This is a genomic window from Paenibacillus sp. USDA918EY, assembly GCF_009870825.1.
In the GTDB taxonomy this organism is placed as follows: Bacteria; Bacillota; Bacilli; order Paenibacillales; family Paenibacillaceae; genus Paenibacillus_AQ; species Paenibacillus_AQ albilobatus.
The window spans coordinates 362,811-384,344 of the sequence record NZ_WTWY01000004.1 but is presented as its reverse complement, the minus strand read 5'-3'; the positions used below and the strand labels follow the sequence as shown (position 1 = coordinate 384,344).

Annotated in this window: 16 protein-coding genes; 5 read left to right on the top strand and 11 right to left on the bottom strand. The window is 55.7% G+C overall.

Annotation, left to right across the window (positions count from 1 at the left end; translation table 11 throughout):
* Positions 1 to 193: 193 nt before the first annotated feature.
* The 8 genes from GQY55_RS11875 to GQY55_RS11840 form a co-directional block, all read right to left on the bottom strand.
* The gene (locus GQY55_RS11875; protein ID WP_160041471.1) at positions 194 to 3,847 is read right to left on the bottom strand and encodes a dynamin family protein; all 3,654 of its coding nucleotides are present in this window, start codon (positions 3,845 to 3,847) and stop codon (positions 194 to 196) included.
* Positions 3,848 to 4,061: 214 nt separating this feature from the next.
* Positions 4,062 to 4,334, bottom strand: coding sequence for an NAD/NADP transhydrogenase alpha subunit (locus GQY55_RS11870; protein ID WP_160041469.1), 273 nt, complete (start codon positions 4,332 to 4,334; stop codon positions 4,062 to 4,064).
* A gap of 46 nt (positions 4,335 to 4,380) precedes the next feature.
* Positions 4,381 to 5,046, bottom strand: coding sequence for an endonuclease III (gene nth / locus GQY55_RS11865; protein ID WP_160041467.1), 666 nt, complete (start codon positions 5,044 to 5,046; stop codon positions 4,381 to 4,383).
* A gap of 91 nt (positions 5,047 to 5,137) precedes the next feature.
* Complete coding sequence (locus GQY55_RS11860) at positions 5,138 to 7,891, bottom strand: S-layer homology domain-containing protein (RefSeq protein ID WP_160041465.1); 2,754 nt, start codon at positions 7,889 to 7,891, stop codon at positions 5,138 to 5,140.
* A gap of 346 nt (positions 7,892 to 8,237) precedes the next feature.
* Positions 8,238 to 8,924 carry a GerMN domain-containing protein gene (locus tag GQY55_RS11855; protein WP_160041463.1) on the bottom strand — a complete coding sequence of 229 codons (687 nt, stop codon included), beginning with the start codon at positions 8,922 to 8,924 and terminating at the stop codon, positions 8,238 to 8,240.
* A 30-nt stretch (positions 8,925 to 8,954) separates the two neighbouring features.
* Positions 8,955 to 10,385: an N-acetylmuramoyl-L-alanine amidase family protein gene (locus tag GQY55_RS11850; RefSeq protein WP_160041461.1), complete on the bottom strand. Its 1,431-nt coding sequence runs from the start codon at positions 10,383 to 10,385 to the stop codon at positions 8,955 to 8,957.
* Between the two features lie 266 nt (positions 10,386 to 10,651).
* Positions 10,652 to 11,317: a GerMN domain-containing protein gene (locus GQY55_RS11845; RefSeq protein WP_236575558.1), complete on the bottom strand. Its 666-nt coding sequence runs from the start codon at positions 11,315 to 11,317 to the stop codon at positions 10,652 to 10,654.
* A gap of 32 nt (positions 11,318 to 11,349) precedes the next feature.
* Complete coding sequence (locus GQY55_RS11840) at positions 11,350 to 12,876, bottom strand: N-acetylmuramoyl-L-alanine amidase family protein (protein WP_160041459.1); 1,527 nt, start codon at positions 12,874 to 12,876, stop codon at positions 11,350 to 11,352.
* A gap of 32 nt (positions 12,877 to 12,908) precedes the next feature.
* On the opposite strand from GQY55_RS11840, the gene GQY55_RS31340 reads away from it, so the two are divergent.
* Positions 12,909 to 13,091, top strand: coding sequence for a hypothetical protein (locus tag GQY55_RS31340; protein WP_236575557.1), 183 nt, complete (start codon positions 12,909 to 12,911; stop codon positions 13,089 to 13,091).
* A gap of 140 nt (positions 13,092 to 13,231) precedes the next feature.
* Here GQY55_RS31340 and leuD read toward each other — a convergent pair whose 3' ends face one another.
* Positions 13,232 to 13,834, bottom strand: coding sequence for a 3-isopropylmalate dehydratase small subunit (gene leuD / locus GQY55_RS11835; RefSeq protein WP_160041457.1), 603 nt, complete (start codon positions 13,832 to 13,834; stop codon positions 13,232 to 13,234).
* Between the two features lie 14 nt (positions 13,835 to 13,848).
* Entirely contained in the window at positions 13,849 to 15,270 is a 1,422-nt protein-coding gene (gene leuC, locus GQY55_RS11830) for a 3-isopropylmalate dehydratase large subunit (protein WP_160041455.1), read from the bottom strand.
* 196 nt (positions 15,271 to 15,466) lie between these two features.
* On the opposite strand from leuC, the gene GQY55_RS11825 reads away from it, so the two are divergent.
* The gene (locus GQY55_RS11825) at positions 15,467 to 16,381 is read left to right on the top strand and encodes a LysR family transcriptional regulator (protein ID WP_160041453.1); all 915 of its coding nucleotides are present in this window, start codon (positions 15,467 to 15,469) and stop codon (positions 16,379 to 16,381) included.
* Positions 16,382 to 16,444: 63 nt separating this feature from the next.
* Here the strand turns inward: GQY55_RS11825 and GQY55_RS11820 are convergent, their stop codons facing one another.
* Positions 16,445 to 17,260 (bottom strand): carbon-nitrogen family hydrolase, encoded by an 816-nt coding sequence (locus GQY55_RS11820; protein ID WP_160041451.1) that lies wholly within the window; start codon positions 17,258 to 17,260, stop codon positions 16,445 to 16,447.
* Between the two features lie 183 nt (positions 17,261 to 17,443).
* Here GQY55_RS11820 and GQY55_RS11815 point away from each other — a divergent pair, with 183 nt between their 5' ends.
* The 3 genes from GQY55_RS11815 (at position 17,444) to GQY55_RS11805 (ending at position 21,522) form a co-directional block, all read left to right on the top strand.
* Entirely contained in the window at positions 17,444 to 18,652 is a 1,209-nt protein-coding gene (locus tag GQY55_RS11815) for a pyridoxal phosphate-dependent aminotransferase (protein ID WP_280517163.1), read from the top strand.
* Between the two features lie 430 nt (positions 18,653 to 19,082).
* Entirely contained in the window at positions 19,083 to 20,186 is a 1,104-nt protein-coding gene (gene proB / locus GQY55_RS11810) for a glutamate 5-kinase (RefSeq protein WP_160041622.1), read from the top strand.
* A gap of 88 nt (positions 20,187 to 20,274) precedes the next feature.
* The gene (locus GQY55_RS11805) at positions 20,275 to 21,522 is read left to right on the top strand and encodes a glutamate-5-semialdehyde dehydrogenase (protein WP_160041449.1); all 1,248 of its coding nucleotides are present in this window, start codon (positions 20,275 to 20,277) and stop codon (positions 21,520 to 21,522) included.
* Positions 21,523 to 21,534 lie beyond the last annotated feature (12 nt).

The window sequence follows — 21,534 nt, the reverse complement described above, 5'->3', positions numbered from 1 at the left end:
AGCTGGCAAATGCTTACCAATAACCGAAACGCGAAGGTTAACCAGTGAGTCATCCGCTTGCGAAATCCGCTTATCGCTGTAACTTCATCGAAGGCAGACCGCCGTTAGCGCCAGCAAAAAAGCGCTGCATGTTCGGAGTTTGAACTCCGTCATGCAACGCTTCCTTTATATCGCGTTTATCGCGGCATTTCGGTCACGACATGATCTCATGTTCCATTTGCTCGAGCTGCGCCGCAAGCTTATCCCACACTTCAGGCTGCTCGCCGGAAGCCAGGGACGCGCTCGCCGCATCCATCGCTTCCTTCAGCTGCTCTTTGAGCTCTTCCTTTTGCCTCGATTGGGCGGCAGCCACGAGCCCGCCGTAGAATTCCACAAGCAGTTCCTGCTTTTTGGCGGCTTCCGCGCTTAACGCATCCTTGATCACCGGCTCGATCGCGTTTCTCAGCTTCTCCCGGCCGCCGCCCTCGAAGAAATGCTTCGGCGACTTAAACAAGGGCCAATAAGCGTTCCAGTCCACAAAATGCACCCGGCCCGCGTCTTCCCATTGCGGGGAAACCCAATCCTTTTCCTCCGGCGGCGTCAGCATCATCGCCGCGTCGTAATCCCGGATGTCTTTCGCCGCTTCTTCGGCAGCCGTCCGCAGCACCGCTTTGCCCTTGTTCTCCAGCCGGAGCGTCGTCGCCCACAGCTCCTGCTCCAGCTCGCGGACGATGGTCCGTTCGAGCTCGCGTCCGCAGCCTTCGAAGATCCGCTTCAGCTGCCCCGCGTCCTCCCGGAGCACCGACGGATGGAAAGCTTCGGCGAAAAACTCGCCGAGTCCGAAGCCGATCCGCTGCCTTACATGGTACAGCAGCTCCTGCGTCTCCTGTTCCATATCGCGGGCCAAATCCTGCGCGGCAAACGCATCGATCCGGTTCAAGGCAAGCTTGTTGACCTCCTCCAGCTGCCCGCGGCGCCGCTCCCTGGCTCCTGCATCCTGACGGGCGAGGGAGGCCCATTCGCCAGCCCGGCGGCGGACGGCGGCAATCTCCTGGACGCTGCCGGCCAGGGACAGCTTCGGCAGCTCCTCGCCGGCAAACGACCCGAGCGCGTTTTCAAAAGCTTCGAAAGCCGATTCGGCATACAGCTCTTTATCGCCGGCCATTTTGCCCTCCAGTGCCTTCATGCTGGATACCGGGTAAATGTGCGGAAGCCGGATGCCCCGCGCTTTTAAATTGCCCTCAACATGCTTGACGACCTGCTCCAGCTCCTCCTCCGAGGAAGCAAGGTCCGAGGCGTTGACGATAAAAAACATTTTATCGAGCGCAAAGCTGTCCTTGACGCGTCCGAGCTGGGCAAGAAACTGGCGGTCGCCTTTGGAAAAGGCGTGGTTGTAATAGGTCACGAACACGATCGCGTCCGCGTGTTTCATATATTGGAACGTGACGCCCGTATGGCGGGCATGAAGCGAATCAGCCCCCGGGGTATCGACCAGCACGATGCCTTGCTCCGTCAGCGGGCAGCTGTAATATAAATCGATCCGTTCGACGAAACATGAACGGGTTTCATCGGCGACGAAAGTTTTGTACCGTTCCAAATCGACGGTTTGCACCGTGCCGAGCAGTTCGCGGGTATCCTTCCAGCCTGCGGCCGCCGCTTTCAGGAATCCGTAATGCGGCAGCCCGGAAGGATGGATGCCTTCCGGCCGAAGCTCTTCGATCGCCTGCAGCCAGCCGTCCTCCGGCGGCGTTCCGAGCTGCAGCACGGAGAAGGAATACTCCAGGTCCTCCCGGAAGGCGGCCGGCGACTTCATCGTCACGCGGGCGGTGCCGTGCTCAAAGCCGTCCTGCGGCGCCAGAATGCGGTTGATCGCCGCCGTCGTCGGATGCGGCGATACGGGCAATACGCGTTCGCCGAGCAATGCGTTGGCGAACGACGATTTCCCGGCGCTGAACGCCCCGAACAGCGCCATCGTAAAGGAGCCGCCGGCCAGCGCCTCGGCCCGGCTCCGCAGCCCCCGCGCTGCGGAAGCCAGCGCGGGGTAGCGCGCGAGCAGCGCCGCCGCGTCCTGCAGGCGGGCTGCCGCGGCGTCCAGCCGCTGGCGGCGGCCGAAGGCCGCGCCGCCAAGCGGCTCCGCCCCGCGCAGCGGGGCGGCGGGCGCAACCGTCCGCGCGCCCGCATCCTTGCCCTGCGGCCGCGCAGCCGCAGGGGCAGGGGCGCTCACCTCCGGCAGGAAGCCGGGGGTGAGCGTGACGCGGGGCGGCAGCAGCTCCAGGGCTGCCGCCTCGCGCGCCGCGATGTCCCGCTCCAGCTCCTGATAGCGGGACATCGCGGCGGACCGTTCCAGCAGCGCGTTCAAGTCGCGGACGACGCGCTGCTGCTGCTCTTTGGCGGATGCGGCTACATCCGCCAGCAAATCCTCCGCCGCGTTCACCGCGGCGCGGCGGTACATGCCCTTGATGTCCGCCGACAGCATCCGGCAGTAGTTCAACACGTATTCGCCGGAAAGCACCATATCCGGCTTCACCGAGCTTTCCAGCATGCCCTCGGTGATTTCGGGCATCATTTCCTGCAGCTTCTGCTGGCGTTCTTCCGTCCACACGTCAAGCGATTTGCCCCACTTCTTCAGCAGCTCCAGCAAATGCCATTCGATCTGGGCGGATGCCTGCTCGCTGAGGGCAGCCGCAAATTTGCGGAGACGCTCCTGCTTCTCCTGCTCGGTTTTGGATCCGCTGAAAAAGAGCCCGACCTTGAACCCGTTTTTCCGGCTCTCCAAAAATGCGCCGGCCAGATCCCGCAGCTCCGCAGGCGTAATGTTGGCATTATCCAGCAGCGAGTCGACCAGTTTGCGGATCTGCTCGCGCTCCGTTTGCGGGAGTTCTTTCAGCCGCTCCAGCTCTTTGCGGTAGCCTGCGATTTCCGCTTCCAGCTTGGCGGCCGCCTCCGCTCCGCCCATCTCCTCCAACAGACGTTCCTTCGCATCTTCAAGCGAATCGGCGTATTTTTTCGCGTGCTGCTCGGCGATATGGCGTGCGGAACAATCCAGGCTGTAGTTTAAAATCGGCTCCCGTTTCTCGATCAGGCTTCCGACCAGTTCTTTGACTCGTTCCCATTGGTTTTGCGGATGATCCGTCTCTTTAAGCGATGTGAACAACAGGCTCGTATAGTCGACCTGCCACCGCTTGAAAGCGGCCTCCACTTCGGCCCTGTAGCTCTCGAAGGACAGCTCCCGTTCCCGGTGTTTATCGATCTGGTTCACAACGAGATACAACGGTTTGCCCCAGTCGGACAAGCTTTTCGCAAAAGCCAAGTTATTTTCCGACTGCACGTGATTGTAATCCATGACATACAACACCGTATCCGCCAAATGAAGAGCCGAATGGGTGGCTTTCTGGTGGCTGTCGTCCGTCGAATCCACTCCCGGCGTATCCATCAGCACGCCGCGTTCCCCGAGCAGCGGAATACGGTCCCATACCTCGACCGACGAATACGAGCCGCCATTGGTGCAGTATGCGTATAATTCGTCCAACGACACTTCCTGCGGCACGGATCCCCGGCCATCCGAATCGCCTTCGGTTGCCGGATAGATCAGCGCCCTCGGCTCGCCGTTTCGGATCGAAACGACGTTGGCGCTTGTTGGCACCGGGCTGGAAGGCAGCACCTTTTTGCCGCATAAGGAATTGATCAAACTGGACTTGCCCGCGGAAAAATGGCCGCAAAAAGCGATCGTCATTTCTCCCGCCGCGGCCTTTTGTAACAAATCGCTTACGAATTGGGCCGATTGGTGATCTCCCCAGCCCTCCAAATGTTCCTGCAAATGCTGCAAAGAAGCCGTGTTGAATTGAATGATCGGACTCGATGTCGTCATACTGCCTTTCTCCCCTTAGCTCTGTCAGTAACTGCGGAATTCGCGTTGAATCCTTTCCGGATTCCCCAAATAGTTACATTTTAACATTTCGGCAAAGGAATGAGAAACATTTTTCGCCGGGCGCCGGCCTGCTGCCCTTAAAAAAGCAAAAAAATAAAACCGAATGGTCTTCGGTTTTATGGTTGCTAAGGTAAATATCCGATTGAATTTATATCTAGGCGTTGGCGTTTTCGAGCTCCGGAACGAGAATTTCGAACACTTTGCCATGCTGCAAAATGGTGGTTCCGCGGGACTTGTCCTTCATAACGACAACCTCCGGCTTGACGGACATGCGGTCCAAATAATGCTCGGGCACTTCGCCGGAATTGCTGACGGTAATCCCTTCGAATTCCTTTTCTTCATTTTCGGCCAACGGGGTTTCCATCACTTGGTCCATAATATCCGAAAACAGTTCAAAGTTGTCTGTGTACACTGAGATGCATTTCATGTATAATCCCATCCTTCTCCATCTTTGTAGTTCCTATCCGTTCATGCTATTCCTTATCTTTTCTGATTTGGGATGTCTTCATACGTTTTTTTCCTTCGCGGCATACGTCAAGCAGCGGGCATACCTGGCATTTCGGATTTTGAGCTTTGCAGTGATAACGCCCGAAAAAAATGAGCCGGTGGTGCGTCAGCGTCCACTCGTCGCGCGGCACCTGCTTCATCAGCTTTTTTTCCACTTCCAGCACCGAATCCTTCCAATTGGCCAGTCCCAGCCGTTTGGAGACCCGTTCCACATGCGTGTCCACCGCGATCGCCGGCACGCCAAACGCGTTCGAAACCACGACGTTGGCGGTTTTGCGTCCCACTCCCGGAAGCTTGACAAGCTCATCATGCGAACTCGGCACTTCCCCGCCGTATTGTTCCATCAGCAGCATGCATAAATTCCGGATATGCTTGGCCTTGTTCCGGTACAGACCGATCCTGCGGATATCCTGTTCCAGCTCCTCAAGCGGAACGGCAACGTAATCTTCGGGGGACTTGTACTTTTGGAACAAATCCTTCGTGACCTTGTTTACCGTCTCGTCCGTGCATTGCGCCGACAGCAGCACGGCAATCGTCAGTTCGAACGCATTGCTGTGGTTTAATTCACAATGGGCGTCGGGAAACATCCCGCCGATGGTATCAAGTATATGTCGTACGGTTGCTGCCTTCATCGCTTTTGTACCTCCTGCAAAAAAAACGTCTTGATACGGGTAAGACTCCCCGTATCAAGACGGTGTATCTCATGACCATTCCCAAAGCATACTATTGTTTCTGTATTTCTACAATCGTTCCATTGCTTAAATACAAAACAATATTATCATTTTCTTTCAGGGATTGCACGGTCAAAGTCGTATCCCCCTGATGAATGTATGCGGCCGGAGAAAGCGCGAAATGGTTGGTATCATTGACATTTTGGCGTTTCACATATATTTCCTTCGCATAACTGTCATATTTCCAGAAGATTTGATTGGAGACGGACAGCACTTTTACGACCGAATTTCCGTCCGCGTCCTTGCGCACTTCGACGCGGTTGCCTGCTGCAACGTTGGTGATGCTGAGCGCGCTGCCGGCGTCGTTAACGATTTTGGAGGAACTGTCCAGCTTGAACGTTTCCGTCGAGCCGCCGTACGTTTTAACGGTAATGCTTGGAGACGCGGAGGAATTGACCGCCGTCACCTCGCCGTTCGTCAGCTTCACGAGCTGCGCGGATGCCGGGTCGATGCCGTTAAACGTCACGTTCAGCAGTTGACCTGCCCGCAGATCCTGCACCGTGATCGCCTGTCCGTTTTCGTCCGTCAGCACCGATTTGTCGACGTAGAATTGGCTGGTTACGCCGTCCTTTTTCACCGTCAAGCGGGAGTTGGAATAATCCACGCTCAGAAGCTCAAACTGCACGTTGGATTTCACCTGAATGGACTGGATCGCATCCTGGGTAACATTCAGCACGGCCGCGATGGCAGTGCCGACCTTCACGTCGGAGAGCGAACCGTTGCTTTTCCCGTAAACCGACACGGTCGGGTTGTTAAACGGCAGCGTCATGTTTTGTCCGTCCGCGCCGACCAGCGTCAGCTTCTTGTTCGTCAGGTCCAAGGAAGTCACTTTGCCTTCATATTGGAGAATGACCTCGATCGAAAGCGCGCGGTTGGTCAAATACGTAATGTTCACTTTGCGGCCGTTGGTCAGGTAAGGCGCGATGCCTTCCAGCGTCGGGCTTGCGGCATTGTACGACAACTTGGTTTTTTCGTCCAGCGTAACGACATACGGTTTTTTGTTCGCGTCAAGCAGCGTCAGCACTCGCGACTTCGGCTCGTATTGAACGACCGTCGCGCCTTTTTTCTGTTCCATTTGACGGTTGAGCACCTGGATTTTCGTCACCTGGTCCTGCGGATCGAGCGTAATCTCCACCTGGTCGCCGTTCGTTTGGTCCGCGTTCAAGTCGTTGAGCGTCGGGGCGGCGATCCCGCTGATCACGATTTCCGGTTTTTCGGCAAGCAGCTTTACTTCAAGCTGTCCGCCTTCGCGCTTGTACGTAATCGTGGCATTGTTCGTCCCGACTTCATACAGGGAGCCGCGGATCGTTCTTTCCACGCCCTGCGTCACTTCCACCGTTTCGAGCAGGTTATTTTTGACGGTGTATTTGATCACCGCGCCGTTTTTCAGTTCGGAAGGCGACAGCAGCTGATTTTGGTATTTTACGACCAGGCTGTCGTCCCACGTGTAGCTTTCGAGGTCGCCGGACGCATTTTTAATGACCAAAGATTTGGTCGCCGTATCCACGCTTTGCAGCGTACCGGTTCCGTTTTTGTTGACGACGCCGGATTTCACCTGCACGATGACGGGTTTCTTCTCGGAAGTGAACGTCTCCTGATGAACGACGATTTTGCTTCCGACGGCCAAGGTCGAAGGATCGATTTTCGCCCCGTTTTGATCCAGGAACGCCGTTCCCGCATCATACGTAAACTGTTTGAAAGTGCTGTTCGTTTCAACCCACAAAATATTGCCCGGGGATAGCTTCTGGAACGTGCCCTCCACGCTTTCCAGCTGCTCTTTGGCATCGGTCACTTCCACATAAGCGGCATTCGATCCGCTGCCGATGACCATCACTTTCGTGTATGGTTTCAAATCCGCGAAGCTGATTTTGCTTTCGGAGTCTTTGGTGAAGTACATGGTCGCGTTGTCCAATACGTATGTACGAATGCTTCCGTCCACGTACAGGTCCAGCTTGTTGCTGCTGAGCCCGGTGACGACGCCTTCGGCCGAATTTGCGTAACGCACGCTGCTATAAGCCTCTGCACGGCTGAAAAACGTTGCGAGCTGCGCGCGGGTGACGGAGCCCTGTGGATCAAATCGGTTGCCTTCTATCCCGTTCGTTAAGCCCAGCTCCAAAGCCGCATTGACGAAACCGCGTTTGCCTGCGGAAATTTTGCCGTTGTCCGCAAAGGACGTCGCTTTACTCGCCAGCGCCGACGCGTCGCTTTCCTTGCCGAGCGCACGGATCAAAATCTCGGTGATCCATTCGCGGCTCGCCTTGCGTTCGCCCCAAGTCTGTTTGGAATCGGACGCCGCGTTTTCGGAGGTTTTATCCAGCAAATTTTGCTGAATCGCAAGCGCAACGTATGGTTTGAAGTAATTGTTGACCTGCATGTTCGAAGGCAGCACGACCGAAGCGTTTGGATCGACCTTGCCTTCAAGCCCGGCAAAGCGGATCGCCATCGTTACGGCTTCCTGCTGGGTCACGTTGTCGTTGGGACGGAAAAGCCCGTTGTTGCCCAAGAGAATGCCTTGGGAAGCCAGCTTGTAAATATGTTTTTCGGCCCAGTATCCGCTTTTGACGTCTTTAAACAGCCCGTTCGCTGCAACCGTTTGGTTGGTTGCGCTGCTGGTATTGTTGGTCGTATTGCCGGCCGCGTTATCGGCGAACGCCGCCGTTCCGGAGCCCATGACCATCAAGCCCGCGATGACGGCCGAAACCACTTTTTTGGAATGAGATGATGAATTGATGCGCCGTGTAGCCATGATATTCTTTTTCCCCTTTCTTGAATGCGGATTAGCACCGCCGTAGGCGTAATCCCGAAAATAAACAGAAAGAACTAAAGAGATTACGCCCCCCCGCCCGGGCTGCCGCATCGGGAAACCCGCGCATGCAGGGGAGCGCAAACTTTAGTTCATTTCGTATAAGAGAACTGCGGCTGTTATCGCGTTGTCACGGAAGACGGCCGCATTGAGCGGATGTTTTTCTTGAGATCATGGAATCGCTTCGTTCGGTTGAGACCGGGTCGGATTCTATAATCGTCACAAAAAAATCACGACTCTATGCTATTCGACAAGAAGGACGCAAGCTCCTGCTTTTATCCTAATATTTTCAATGTCTTGTCATCGGATGCTCCAAATCGACATGGCCCATCAAGCTTTCCACCTTGGCGCCGTCCACCAGAAGCTCCACCGATTTGACTTCGTCAAACTGGAACATCGTTTTGGTGAGCGCATCCAGGGCGTATTGCTCGCCGCCGGCTCCAAGTCTCGCATCGTCCGGCATATGAACGTCCATGGTGATTTGGCCGTTTTTAAAATCGAGCTTTTTGAGCTCGATTTTTCCCCAAAGCGGAATCAGATCGGCATTGCCGCTGGATTGCAGGGCTTTGTACGCCTCCGCGTATTTGTCGGCATCGTCCTTGTAGCTGATTTCCTTTTGGGATTTTTTCAGTTCCAGCTCCTGCGGATCCGTGTAATAAACGTCGATCGTTTCCTTTTTGGCATTCGCCGTTTCGGGCGGTTTCTGCTCAGACTGGCCGCCGGAGGAGTTATTCCCTTGGGAAGTTCCGGTTCCTTGTCCTGCGCCTTCTGCACCGTTTCCGTTTGCATTGCCGTCCGCATTCGGGTCTTTTGCGGCTTCGCCGCCGCTGCCCGTCGTTTGCTGCTGCCCTTGGTCACCCGGTACGGTTTCCTGTTGTTGTCCGCTTTCCGGCGCGGATGTCGGCTTTTGGCCGCAGCCGGCCGCGGCGATCATCGCCAAAGCCAAAATGCCTGCACACCAAATTTTTTTGCTCATTTTGTACCGCCTCCTTTAAGGGGACTTTCGTTAATTAACGCCCAAATATTCTTTGATTCCGTCGGCAATGCCTTGGGCCACGCGCTGCTGGAAGCTCTCCGAAAAGAGGGCCGCCTCGTCGTTTTTGTTGCTCAAATATCCGACTTCAAGCAGCACCGCAGGCATTTTCGTTTCGCGGATGACGTGGAAGTTGCCGTAACGAACGCCGCGGTCCGGCAAGCCTGTCGTTTTCGCCAGATACTTGTTCAAAACGTTGGCCAGCGATTTGCTGGCGTCCCGCTGGTAGTAGGTTTCGCTGCCGCTTGCCGCCGAGGAGCCGGCGCTGTTCCCGTGAATCGATACGAACACGTCCGCTTTCAGGTCATTGGCGATCTTGGCGCGATCCTTCAGTTCAAGGAACGTATCGTCGCTGCGGGTCAAGACGACATCGATGTTAGGATCCTGCTGCAAAACTTTTCCGACTTTCAGCGCCATCGCCAGGTTAAAGTCCTTCTCCTTTTTGCCCGTTATGCCCGTCGTTCCGGGGTCATGCGCGCCATGGCCGGCGTCGATGACGACGACTTTCTTGCCGCTTGCGCCCGGCTTCGACGGCGTGCCGCTGTCTGATGTATTCAAGTCGACGATGTACAAGCCGTTGTCGTTGGTCAGCTTGTAGCTTTTGGCATCATTCAAATCGATGACGATGCGAACGGTTGAAGGATTATCGTTGAACAACGAGTATCTGACTTTCGAAACGTCGGGATAACCGCTGACATCCAAGGAGCCTGTCTTGTGCTGATCCAAGGACGAGCTGCCGAACGTATCCGAAAAATCCGCATTTTCGAAATCGATGACGATGCGGTCCGGCCCGCTCATTTTGAAGTCATTGACCTTCGGTTTACCGGTCACGGCCACCATCAGGCGGTTATCGCTGAAGCTGATCCCGTCGACTTTCGCCACTGAACCGCTATTGCTCCCGTTGTCTCCGGCACCGGGGTTCGTTCCGTTTCCTGCGCCGGTTCCCGCGTCGCCGTTTCCATTCCCGTTATTCTGGGTATACAAGTATACGATCTTCTTTTGGTTGTCCCAATTGACCGTCAGTCCCATTTGCTCGCTGACGAAACGGATCGGCACGATCACCGTATCCGTGCGCAAAATGGGCGCGACATTCATGGCGACTTTTTTGCCGTTTACGTCGGCTGTTTTTTGGCCTACGACCAGCTTGATAGCTGTAGAATCTTTTTGTATGGTTACCGTGCGCGTCTTTTGTTCCCATGCGACGTCAAACCCCAGATTCTCTCCGACTGCACGAAATGGAATCATAATATTGCCGTTTACATTTTCCACTTTTGCATTTCCTGACAGACTTATTTCTTTGTCGTCCAGAACAATTTTGGCACTTCCCGCCGCAGCCTGTCCATTGTGAGGAAACGCCAAAATGAAGACAAAGAGAAGCACTGCCATAAAACCAAATTTTTTCATCCTTCACCCTTCCCATTCTTAAATTTTTGTCGTTAGCTCTGACGTTTCGGCTTTGGCTTTCCTTCGACATCACCAGACATAAGTTAGACGTAGGAGGCTACGAAAAGTTGCGAATATATTCCTCTTTATGCAAAACTTTATCTATGGCTTTTGGTAGACAAAATGATATTATTGTGCGTTTTTTGCGCGAATCATTGAAGCAAAAAAGACCGCCGGTCGGGGTTTTCCCTGCCTGAGCGGTCTTTGTTCATATGAGCGTTGGACGCTTAATTTCCGTTTCTTTTGATCGGATGATCGAGATCCATGTGGCCCATCAAGCTTTCAAGCTGTTGGCCGTCGACCAAAAGTTCGATCGATTCCACTTCCTTGAATTGAAACATCGTTTTTGTCAGTGCATCCAGGGCAAACTGTTCTCCTCCGGCCCCAAGGCGCGCTTCGTCAGGCATGTGGATATCCAACGTCACCATTCCGTCTTTGAATTCCAGCGATTTCAGCTCCATCTTGCCCCAAAGCGGAATCAGCTTGGCGTCGCCGCTTACTTGAAGCGCCTTGAACGCGGCTTCATATTTGTCGCTTTCCTTGGCGAACTTGATTTCTTTCACGCTTTTTTTCAGTTCCAGCTCTTCCGGATCCGTATAATAAACCTCGATGGTTTGTTTCTGCTCGGAGGCATGCTCCGCGTTCTGTTCAGGTTTATTCGGCTTGCCGGGCTCGTCCGCCTTGCCTTCCTGATTCGGCTCCGCTTCTTTCCCTTCCTGTGTTTCCTGTGCGTCGGCATCCGTCTGATCGGGCTGGGCCGCATTGACGGACGAATCGTCAGGCTGCTGGGCAGCCTCTTGGTGCGCAGGCCCTACCGCCGGTTTCTGCCCGCAGCCCGCTCCGGCGACCATGACAAGGGCCAGAAGCGCCGCGCTTAATATCTTTTTGTTCACTTAACCGCCTCCTCTTCCTTGCGAAATCACTTTTACTGGATTCCGAGGTACTCCTTAATTCCGTTCACAATCGCCTGGGCGATGGCATTTTGCACGCTTTCGGTGAACAGGGCCGCTTCGTCCTTCGGATTGCTCAGATATCCTGCTTCAAGAAGCACCGCCGGCATTTTCGTTTCCCGAATGACGTGGAAATTTCCGTACCGCACTCCGCGGTCGGGAAGGCCGGTTGCCTGGACAAGATATTTATGCATCACATTGGCAAGCGATTTGCTGGCATCCCGCTGATAGTACGTTTCACTTCCGCTTGCCGCGCGCGAGTCCGCATAATTGGCATGGATCGAAACGAAAACGTCCGCATTGAGGTCATTGGCTATTTTCGCCCTTTCCGCAAGCTTCAGGTAGGTATCGTCACTACGGGTCAGCACAAAATCGATGTCGGGTTCGTTTGCGAGCAGCTGCCCGACTTTCAAAGCGACGGCAAGGTTGAAATCCTTTTCCTTGGTCTTCGAGTATCCCGTCGTGCCCGGATCCTGATCTCCGTGACCCGCGTCGATGACGACGACCTTTTTGCCGCTTCCGCCGACCGGAGGCGTTGCCGGCGTTTCCGTGCTGCCCGCCTTGTTCAAGTCCACGATCAGCAAACCTGAATCCAATCCTTCGTTTTCATTGTATACCGAATAATCCTTCGAATTGTTCATATCGATGACAACCCTTACCGTCGAAGGGCTGCTGCTGAACAAGGAGTAACGGACGGCGGCCACGTCCGGGTAACCGCTCACGTCCAGCTTGCCTTGATTGCCGACGCCTGCAGCCGTTCCCCCCAGAAAATCCGGTGAAAAGGAGGTATTGGGCAGGTCGACGACGATGCGTTCAGGGCCTGACATTTTGAATACCTTCGGCTTGACCGTTCCGCCCTGGAAAGCGACCATCAGCCGATTTTCGCTGAAGCTGATTCCGTTGACCACGGAATCGCCGACATTCGGCGTCGTTGCCGGATCCGTTACCTCGGAAGATTCGCCCGAAGACGCTCCCGGTTTGGCATCCGTTCCGGTTACCGGCGGAGGCACGGGCACGTCCCCGCCGCCGGCCCCGACCCCATTATCTTTCGCGGGCGGCGTTTCGGCCGTCGTAAGGTAGACCGCCTTGTCGGCGTTGTCCCAGCTCACGCGGAGCCCCATCTGTTCGCTGACGAACCGGACGGGAACGCTCACGATATTTTTTTCCAAAAGCGGAGGCGTGTCCAGCTTGACCTTTTTCCCGTTTACCGTGGCGTTTTTCTGGTTCACGACGAGCTCCATCGACGTATCGTCCTTGCTGATCAGCACCTTTTGCGCCTTCTGCTCCCATTTCACGTCAAAACCGAGATTTTCCCCGATAACGCGAAAAGGAACCATGATGCTTCCGTTCACGTTCGTTACTTTGGCATCCTTGGATACCTTCAGCGCGCTGCCGTCCAAAAAGATCTGCACACGCGCTTCGCTGGCCGCCGCCCTGTCCTGAAGGGGCGCCATGACGATGATAAACGCCAACAAAAACAGTAAAAATCCGATTTTCTTCATTGTCCACCTCTGCCAAACTGATTTTTTTGCCGTTGATCGGGCATGAAACTACAAATCTATTTAAAATTTTTCATAATCGCCGGAATAAAGGAAATATTCGCCATCCACCGCGCATTTTCCTTCTTTCTCTCTTCTTTTTTTTCGCCTTACTATTTTCCGTTTCCCAAGTTCCGCCAATTGCCGCGCAAGAGGAAATTTATGGAAAACAATGTTGATTTTTCGCGCTTTTCGCGACGCCTTTTTGCGACAAAATTTTCATTAAGGCAAAAAAAGACTCTCCGATTTCCCGAGGGAAAGGAGAGTCTTGGCGGGCGGCATATCGCCGGTGCCGTTATGCTAAGTCCGTCCGGTAACCTTAGGCAAACAGACGCGATGCATGCTTCTGCTCATATGCCGCGATTTCGTTTTCGTGCTGCAGCGTCAAGCCGATGTCGTCGAGCCCTTGAAGCAGGAACTGGCGGCGGTGTTCGTCCAGATCGAAATCGATGCGCAGTCCTTGGCTGTCGGTAATCGTTTTGTTCTCCAGGTCCACGTTCAGCTCATATCCGTCATTGGCCGCGGTGCGCTGGAAAAGCTCCTCCACCTGCTCTTCGGAAAGTTTGATCGGCAGAATCCCGTTTTTAAAGCAGTTGTTGTAGAAAATGTCCGCAAAGGACGGCGCGATGATGCATTTGAAGCCGTAGTCCATGATCGCCCAAGGCGCATGTTCGCGGGAAGATCCGCAGCCGAAGTTGGCTCTGGAAATCAGAACCGAAGCGCCTTTATAGCGCGGCTGGTTCAGCGAGAAGCTTGGAATGTCGTTCCCTTGCTCGTCGAATCTCCATTCGTAGAACAGAAACTGCCCGAAGCCGGTCCGTTCGATCCGTTTCAAAAATTGTTTGGGAATGATGGCGTCCGTATCGACGTTGACCCGGTCTACCGGCGCAACAAGTCCGGTCAATTTAGTAAATGCTTCCATGTTCGTTCTCCTCCTTAGCTAACCACTTCGGTTTTGAATTTCCAGTCGCGAACGTCCGTGAACCGCCCTTTGATCGCCGCGGCGGCAGCCATGGCAGGGGATACGAGATGCGTCCGTCCGCCGCGCCCTTGACGTCCTTCAAAGTTGCGGTTGGAGGTCGAAGCGCAGCGTTGTCCCGGCTGCAGAACGTCCGGGTTCATCGCAAGGCACATGCTGCATCCCGCATCGCGCCATTCGAAGCCGGCTTCCACGAAAATTTTGTCGAGCCCTTCCTTCTCCGCCTGCAGCTTCACGCGTCCCGATCCCGGCACGACGATCGCCGTTACCCGGTCCGAAACTTTGTAGCCTTTGGCCACCTGCGCCGCGGCGCGAAGGTCTTCGATCCGCCCGTTCGTGCAGGACCCGATGAAAACATAGTCGATTTCGATATCGGTCATTGGCGTGCCCGGCACGAGGCCCATATATTCGATCGCCTTTTCGGCGGCTTTCCGTTCGTTTTCGGTCGGCAGCTCGGCAGGTACAGGCACTTTCGCCGTGATATCGGTACCCATGCCCGGGCTGGTGCCCCAAGTCACCTGCGGAATCAGGGAGTCCATGTCGAACTCTACAACCGTGTCGTATGTCGCTCCTTCGTCGGTTACGAGCTGCTTCCATTCTTCCACGCGTTTTTCGAATTTTTCGCCTTCAGGCACATACTGGCGTCCGCGAAGGTATTCGAACGTCGTTTCGTCCGGCGCGATGAGGCCTGCGCGCGCACCGCCTTCGATGGACATGTTGCACACCGTCATGCGCTCTTCCATCGTCAGTTCCCGAATGGCTTCGCCCGTGTATTCGATGACGTAACCCGTCGCAAAATCGGTGCCGTATTTGGCGATCACGCCAAGGATCATGTCTTTCGCCGTAATGCCCGGCTTGCGTTTGCCGACGAAGCGGACTTCCATCGTTTTCGCTTTAGCCTGCTGCAGACATTGCGTTGCGAGCACGTGCTCGACTTCGCTGGTGCCGATGCCGAAGGCCAATGCGCCGAATGCGCCGTGCGTAGAAGTATGGCTGTCGCCGCAAACGATCGTTTTGCCCGGATGCGTCAGGCCGAGTTCAGGCCCCATGACGTGCACGACACCTTGGTCGATCGTGTCCAGGTCGAACAGCGTCACGCCGAAATCGCGGCAGTTTTGGGTCAGCGTATCGATTTGCTGTTTGGAGATCGGGTCTTTAATGTTGAAACGGTCTTTCGTCGGCACGTTGTGGTCCATGGTGGCGAAGGTCAGCTCCGGACGGCGGACCTTGCGGCCGCTGAGGCGAAGTCCTTCGAACGCCTGCGGGGAAGTCACTTCATGGACGAGATGCAAATCGATGTAGAGGATGCTTGGCTTGCCTTCTTCCTGATGAATCACGTGGTTATCCCAGATTTTTTCAAACATTGTTCTTTTGCTCATCTTTTTCACCTCATCATGGTTATTACGTCCTTGGTTAAACGCCGCCGCTCTAAAGCTGCGCGTCTTTGAATGAAATAAATATAGCATTGGTTTCTTCATAGTTCCAAGATATAATATCTATAAACGTAATAGGAATTAACTATCAGCTGACGTTAGGGACATCCTTATCACTTTCACGACGATTGGACCGGTGAACATGGAACTGAGACAACTTCAATATGCGCTGCAAATCGCGGCGGAACGGAACTTCTCGCGGGCGGCGGAAAAGCTGCACATCGCCCAGCCTTCCCTCAGCCAGCAGCTTTCCAAGCTGGAAAAGGAGCTCGGCGTGCTCCTTTTTCAGCGGAATACGAGCACCGTCGAGCTGACGCATGCGGGTTCGTTGTTTATGGAGCAAGCCCAAAAGATCATGGACGCGGTGGAGCTGCTGCGCCAGGAAATGTCGGACATTTCTCAGCTGCGCGGCGGCAAGGTCGTGGCGGGAAGCATGCCGATTACGGGGGCCCATTTGCTCCCTCATGTCCTCCCTTCCTTTAAGCGAAAATACCCGGAGATCGAAATTACGCTGCTTGAAGATTCGTCCATGAATCTCGAAAAGCTGACGGCCGGCGGCAAAACGGATTTGAGCCTGCTTGCGCTGCCTTTGCAGGAGCCTTCGCTTGCGTATGAGGTGATCGGCGAGGAACTCATCGACCTTGCGGTGCCCGAGGGCCATCCGCTCGCGGAACGGGCGAAAAACGGCAAGCCGGTTCCCGTCCGGATCGAGGAACTGAGCGAGGAATCTTTTATCGTGTTGAAAAAAGGCCAGGGCTTCCGGAAAATCACCTTGGACCTGTGCCAGGAGGCGGGATTCGAGCCGAAAGTGGTTTTCGAAAGCAGCAACATGGAAACGATCCAGTCGCTGGTCGCGACCGGCATGGGAATTACGCTGGTGCCGAGGTTCATTTCGCGCTCGTCCAGAAGCGAATTCGTCCCCGTTTACCTGCCGCTGGCGGAACCCGTCCCCAGCCGTACGCTCGTGATCGCCTACCGGCGCGGGCGTTATCTTTCGAAGGCTGCGGAAGCATTTATCGAAACTTTCAAGGAAACGATGCGGGAACGGGTGAAATAAATTAAAAAACGAGCCGATGAATCGATTCATCAGCTCGTTTTGCTTTTGCGTGACGGCAGGCCCTTATTTTTTGTCCGAATATACCTCCGGCCGCCGATCCGCGAATACCGGAATCCGTCCCCTGACTTCATCCACCAGCTCCGGCGATATTACGCCCGTCACGATCTCCTCCGTTTCGCCGCCTTCCGCGACGATTTCTCCCCACGGATCGATGATCAGGGAGTGGCCGAAAAAGTCGGTGCCCCGGCTGCTGCCGACCCGGTTGCAGGCAATGACGTACATTTGGTTTTCGATCGCCCTTGCCGTCAAAAGCGTCCGCCAATGGTGAAGGCGCGGATGCGGCCATTCCGCCGGCACGATCAGCATTTTGGCGCCGCCGAGCGCCAGGCTGCGGGCCAGCTCCGGGAAACGGATGTCGTAGCAGATCGAGGCGCCTGCGGCAAAGCCTTCAAGGTCCAGCTTCACCGGCTCATCGCCTGCGGTCAGATGCTTCTCCTCATCCATCAAGCGGAACAGGTGCAGCTTCGAATATTCTCCGATCTGCCGGCCGGACCGGTCAAACGCGTACATCGTGTTGAAAATGCGCCCTTTTTTCTTTACGGCTGCCGAGCCGCCCACGATCATGACGCCGTGCATCCGCGCAAAAGACGACAGGAATCTCCGGGTATCCTCCCCTTCCGGGTCGGCAATCTCATGGATTTGCTCCAGCGCGTATCCGGTATTCCACATCTCCGGCAAAACGAGCAGGTCCGGCTTCGGATTCCCCTGAACCGCCTGTTCCATCATTTCCGAGAGACGGGTTTTATTGGCCTTTGGGCTGCCGATTTCGATATCGGCTTGGATCAGCGCGACAGCCAGCTTTTTGTCCGTATGTCCCATGTTTCTCCTCCTTGCCGTTTGCTTCGAGCGATAGGCGGGTTAACGAGCCCGCCCGCGTTGTCTTCCATCATATATGCAGCGGGAGAAATCATCAAGGGCAGGCTATTCCCCCTATACAGCCCGGATAAATCATGATAGATTAAATCTATTCTATTTGATGCTGGAAACCGGAGTGATCAGACCGTGAAATCGACAGACCATCCGCATTACCCATCGGCTTTTCCTATCCAACCCGCGGACGTGATGACGCAGCTGCCGACGCAGTTTTTCGCGACGCTCGTGCAAAAAGTGAACCGGGAAATTTCCGCAGGCCACGACGTCATTAACCTCGGGCAGGGCAATCCGGACACGCCGACCCCGTCCCATATCGTCAAGGCATTGCAGGAAGCGGCGGCAAACCCGCTTTACCATAAATATTCGCCGTTTACGGGCTACGGCTTTTTAAAAGAGGCCATCGCGAAACGTTACTTCGAGGATTACGGCGTCGTTTTGGATCCGGAAACGGAGGTCGCCATTTTGTTCGGCGGCAAAACCGGCCTCGTGCAGCTCCCGCAAATTTTGCTTAACCCCGGGGATCTTTGCCTCGTTCCCGATCCGGGCTACCCGGACTATTGGTCCGGCGTCGCGCTTGCCAAAGCGGAAATGTCCTTTATGCCGCTCCGCAAAGACAACGCCTTCCTGCCGGATTACGCCGGCATCCCCGAATCCGTCCGCAAGCGGGCCAAGCTGATGTTCCTGAACTATCCGAACAATCCGACGTCCGCTACGGCGCCGTTGTCTTTTTATGAAGACACCGTCAAATTCGCCGCGGAAAACGGCATCGTCGTCGCCAGCGATTTCGCGTACGGCGCCATCGGCTTCGACGGCCGGCGGCCGGTCAGCTTCCTTCAGGCTCCGGGCGCCAAGGAAGTCGGCGTGGAGTTCTATACGCTTTCCAAAACGTACAATATGGCCGGATGGCGCGTCGGCTTTGCCCTCGGCAACCGCGAGGTCGTCTCGATGATCAACCTGCTTCAGGACCATATCTATGTCAGCCTCTTCGGGGGCATCCAAGCGGCGGCAGCCGAGGCGTTGACCGCTTCCCAAGCCTGCGTCGGCGAGCTCGTCGGGCGTTACGAATCCCGCAGGGACGCCTTCTTCGGCGGGTTGGCCGAAATCGGATGGGAAGCCGATAAACCGGGCGGTTCCTTCTTCAGCTGGCTGCCGGTGCCCAAAGGGCAAACGTCGGCTTCGTTCGCCGATCTTTTGCTGCAAAAAGCCAAGGTGGCGGTAGCGCCGGGCATCGGCTTCGGCGACCATGGCGAAGGTTACGTGCGCGTCGGCCTGCTGACATCCGAGGAAAGGCTGCGGGAAGCGGCCCGGCGCATCGGCGAGCTGGGCCTTTTCGGTTAAAATCTATTTTGCAAACCCGGCATTTCCGTGGTATTCTATGTGAAATAACGGGTTTTCCAATACCTATGAAACGTGACGACGGGACCAGTAAGAGGAACCATCCGCGCAAAAAGAGAGTAAATTCCGCCGGCTGAAAGAATTTACCCGGGTGCCCTCCGAAACCTACCCCTGAACGGCCCGCACGACCTGCGGGACAGTGCCTTCTGTTACAGGGCATAAAGCCGGACGGATCGATTCGATTCGTCAATAAAGGTGGTACCGCGGAAGATCAGACTTTCGTCCTTTACGATTAAGGATGAAAGTCTTTTTTTGCATTCCCGGAGCATCTCCCGTTATCGTTCCGTGCACGCCACTCCTGTCGCGGAACGTAACTTCTCATGTGTATGGCGTACCGTTTAAAGCGAAATTATTGAAATGGAAGTGATGAATGATGTCGACGCGCGTCGTCGTCAAAATAGGAAGCAGCTCGCTGACGTCCTCCGAAGGGGGGCTCAGCCGGGATGCCGTCGCGTTTTTCGCAAGCGAAATCGCAACCCTGAAAAAGGAAGGCGCCGAAGTTTTGCTGGTTACCTCCGGAGCGGTGGCTGCCGGATTCCGGGCGATCGGCTACAGCTTCCGCCCCAAACTACTGCACGAAAAACAAGCCGCGGCCGCCGTCGGGCAGGCGCTGCTTATGCAGGCATACCAGGAAGCTTTTGCCGCGCACGGCATCACGACCGCCCAAATTCTTTTGACCCGCACCGACTTCGGCAACCGGAAACGGATGAACAATGCGGGCATGACGATCGAGGAGCTGCTGAAGCAGGGCTCGATCCCCATTATCAACGAAAACGACACCGTTTCGGTGGATGAGCTGAAATTCGGCGATAACGACACGTTATCGGCCCTCGTCGCCAATCTGGTGAAGGCGCAAAACCTGGTGATCCTTACCGATATGGACGGCTTATATACCGGCGATCCGCGCAAACATCCGAATGCGGTAAGGTTCGACCATATCGAGGAAATTACCGACGAAATTTACGCGATCGCCGGGGGAGCCGGCTCTTCCGTCGGAACGGGCGGGATGCGCTCCAAAGTGGACGCGGCCAAAATCGCCACGCGCGGCGGCGTGCCCGTCTTCGTCGGCAAAGTGGACTCCCGCGGCGACTTGCGTCAGGCGGTTGCGGGCAGCGGAAAAGGAACGTATTTCGATACGCGGCTTCATTCCCTCCCGATGAAAAAGCAATGGCTTGGCTTCATGTCCACGCCGCATGGAACGCTCCGGGTCGACCCCGGGGCGGAGCAGGCGCTCGTAAACGGCGGGCACAGCCTTCTGCCGGTAGGCGTCAAGGTCGTGGAAGGACATTTTCAGGCAGGCGACGTCGTTGAAGTGCTGAGCCTTGACGGCGCCGTGCTCGGCCGGGGCATCGTCAATTACGACGACGAGCAGCTGCGGAGAATTCAAGGCATGAGCAGCGCCGAAGTCATTCAGACGCTCGATATGGTCCATCGTCTCGAAGTGGTCCATAGGGACGAATGGATAACGTTAAAATAACGCCCTGGGCTCGGCGCCTCAAAAAGTTTTGCTGCGAAATCCAGGAATCACGACATACTATCACCTGTAAACAAGGAGGAAGCTAATCATGAGCGAAGTCAAATCAAAAGCTGAAAAAGCGCGCGCTGCCGCAACGGCCTTGAACCGGATGACCACGGAGCAAAAAAACGAGGCGCTGCAGCTGATGGCGGACCATCTGCGCAAACATCAGGCGGACTTGATCGCAGCCAATCAGGAGGATCTGGAGCGCGGTAAAGCGCAAGGCATCTCCCCTTCCCTGCTCGACCGGCTGGCGCTGAATCCGCAGCGGATCGAATCCATTGCCGAAGGCCTGGAGCAAATCATTTCGCTTCCCGATCCGATCGGGGATGTGCTGGACGATTTTGAACGGCCGAACGGGCTGAAAATCAGCAAAATCCGCGTTCCGCTCGGAGTGATCGGCATCGTCTACGAAGCCCGCCCGAACGTAACCGTCGACGCTGCCGGGCTATGCCTGAAGGCGGGCAATACGGTCGTCCTGCGCGGGGGCTCGTCGGCATTATCGTCCAACCGCAAAATCGTGGAGGTGCTTCACGAGGCGTTGGAAGCATCCTCGCTGCCTGCGGACGCGATCCAGCTGATCGAAAGCGCGGACCGCTCTTCCGTGGACGAAATGCTCAAGCTGAACGGGCTGCTTGACGTCATCATTCCGCGCGGCGGCCAGGCATTGATCCGCAACGTCGTCGAAAACGCCACCGTGCCCGTCATCGAGACGGGAGCAGGCATCTGCCATACGTATATCGACGAAACGGCGGACGGCGCCATGGCCGAAGCGATCGCCGTCAATGCCAAAGTCCAGCGTCCTTCCGTGTGCAACTCCATGGAGACGCTGCTCGTGGACAGCCGCTTCGCGGCGGGTCATCTCGGATCCCTTGCGGACCGGCTGCGGCAGGAAAAGGTCGAAATCCGCGGCTGCGAGCGGACGCGGGAGCTCGTCCCTTGGGCCGTGCCGGTCACGGAGCAAGATTATGCCACCGAATATAACGACTATATTTTGAACGTGAAAATCGTCGATACGCTGGATGAAGCCCTCGATCACATATCCCGTTACGGCACCAAGCATTCCGAATGCATCGTGACGGAAAACGCCGGCCACGCCAAACGGTTTTTGCAGGAAGTCGACGCCGCGGCGGTATACCATAACGCGTCGACCCGTTTCACTGACGGCTTCGAATTCGGCTTCGGCGCGGAAATCGGCATCAGCACGCAGAAGCTGCATGCACGCGGTCCGATGGGACTTCCTGCGCTGACTTCAACGAAATACGTCATTCATGGCAGCGGGCAAATCCGCGGATAGTCCGCGGATGAA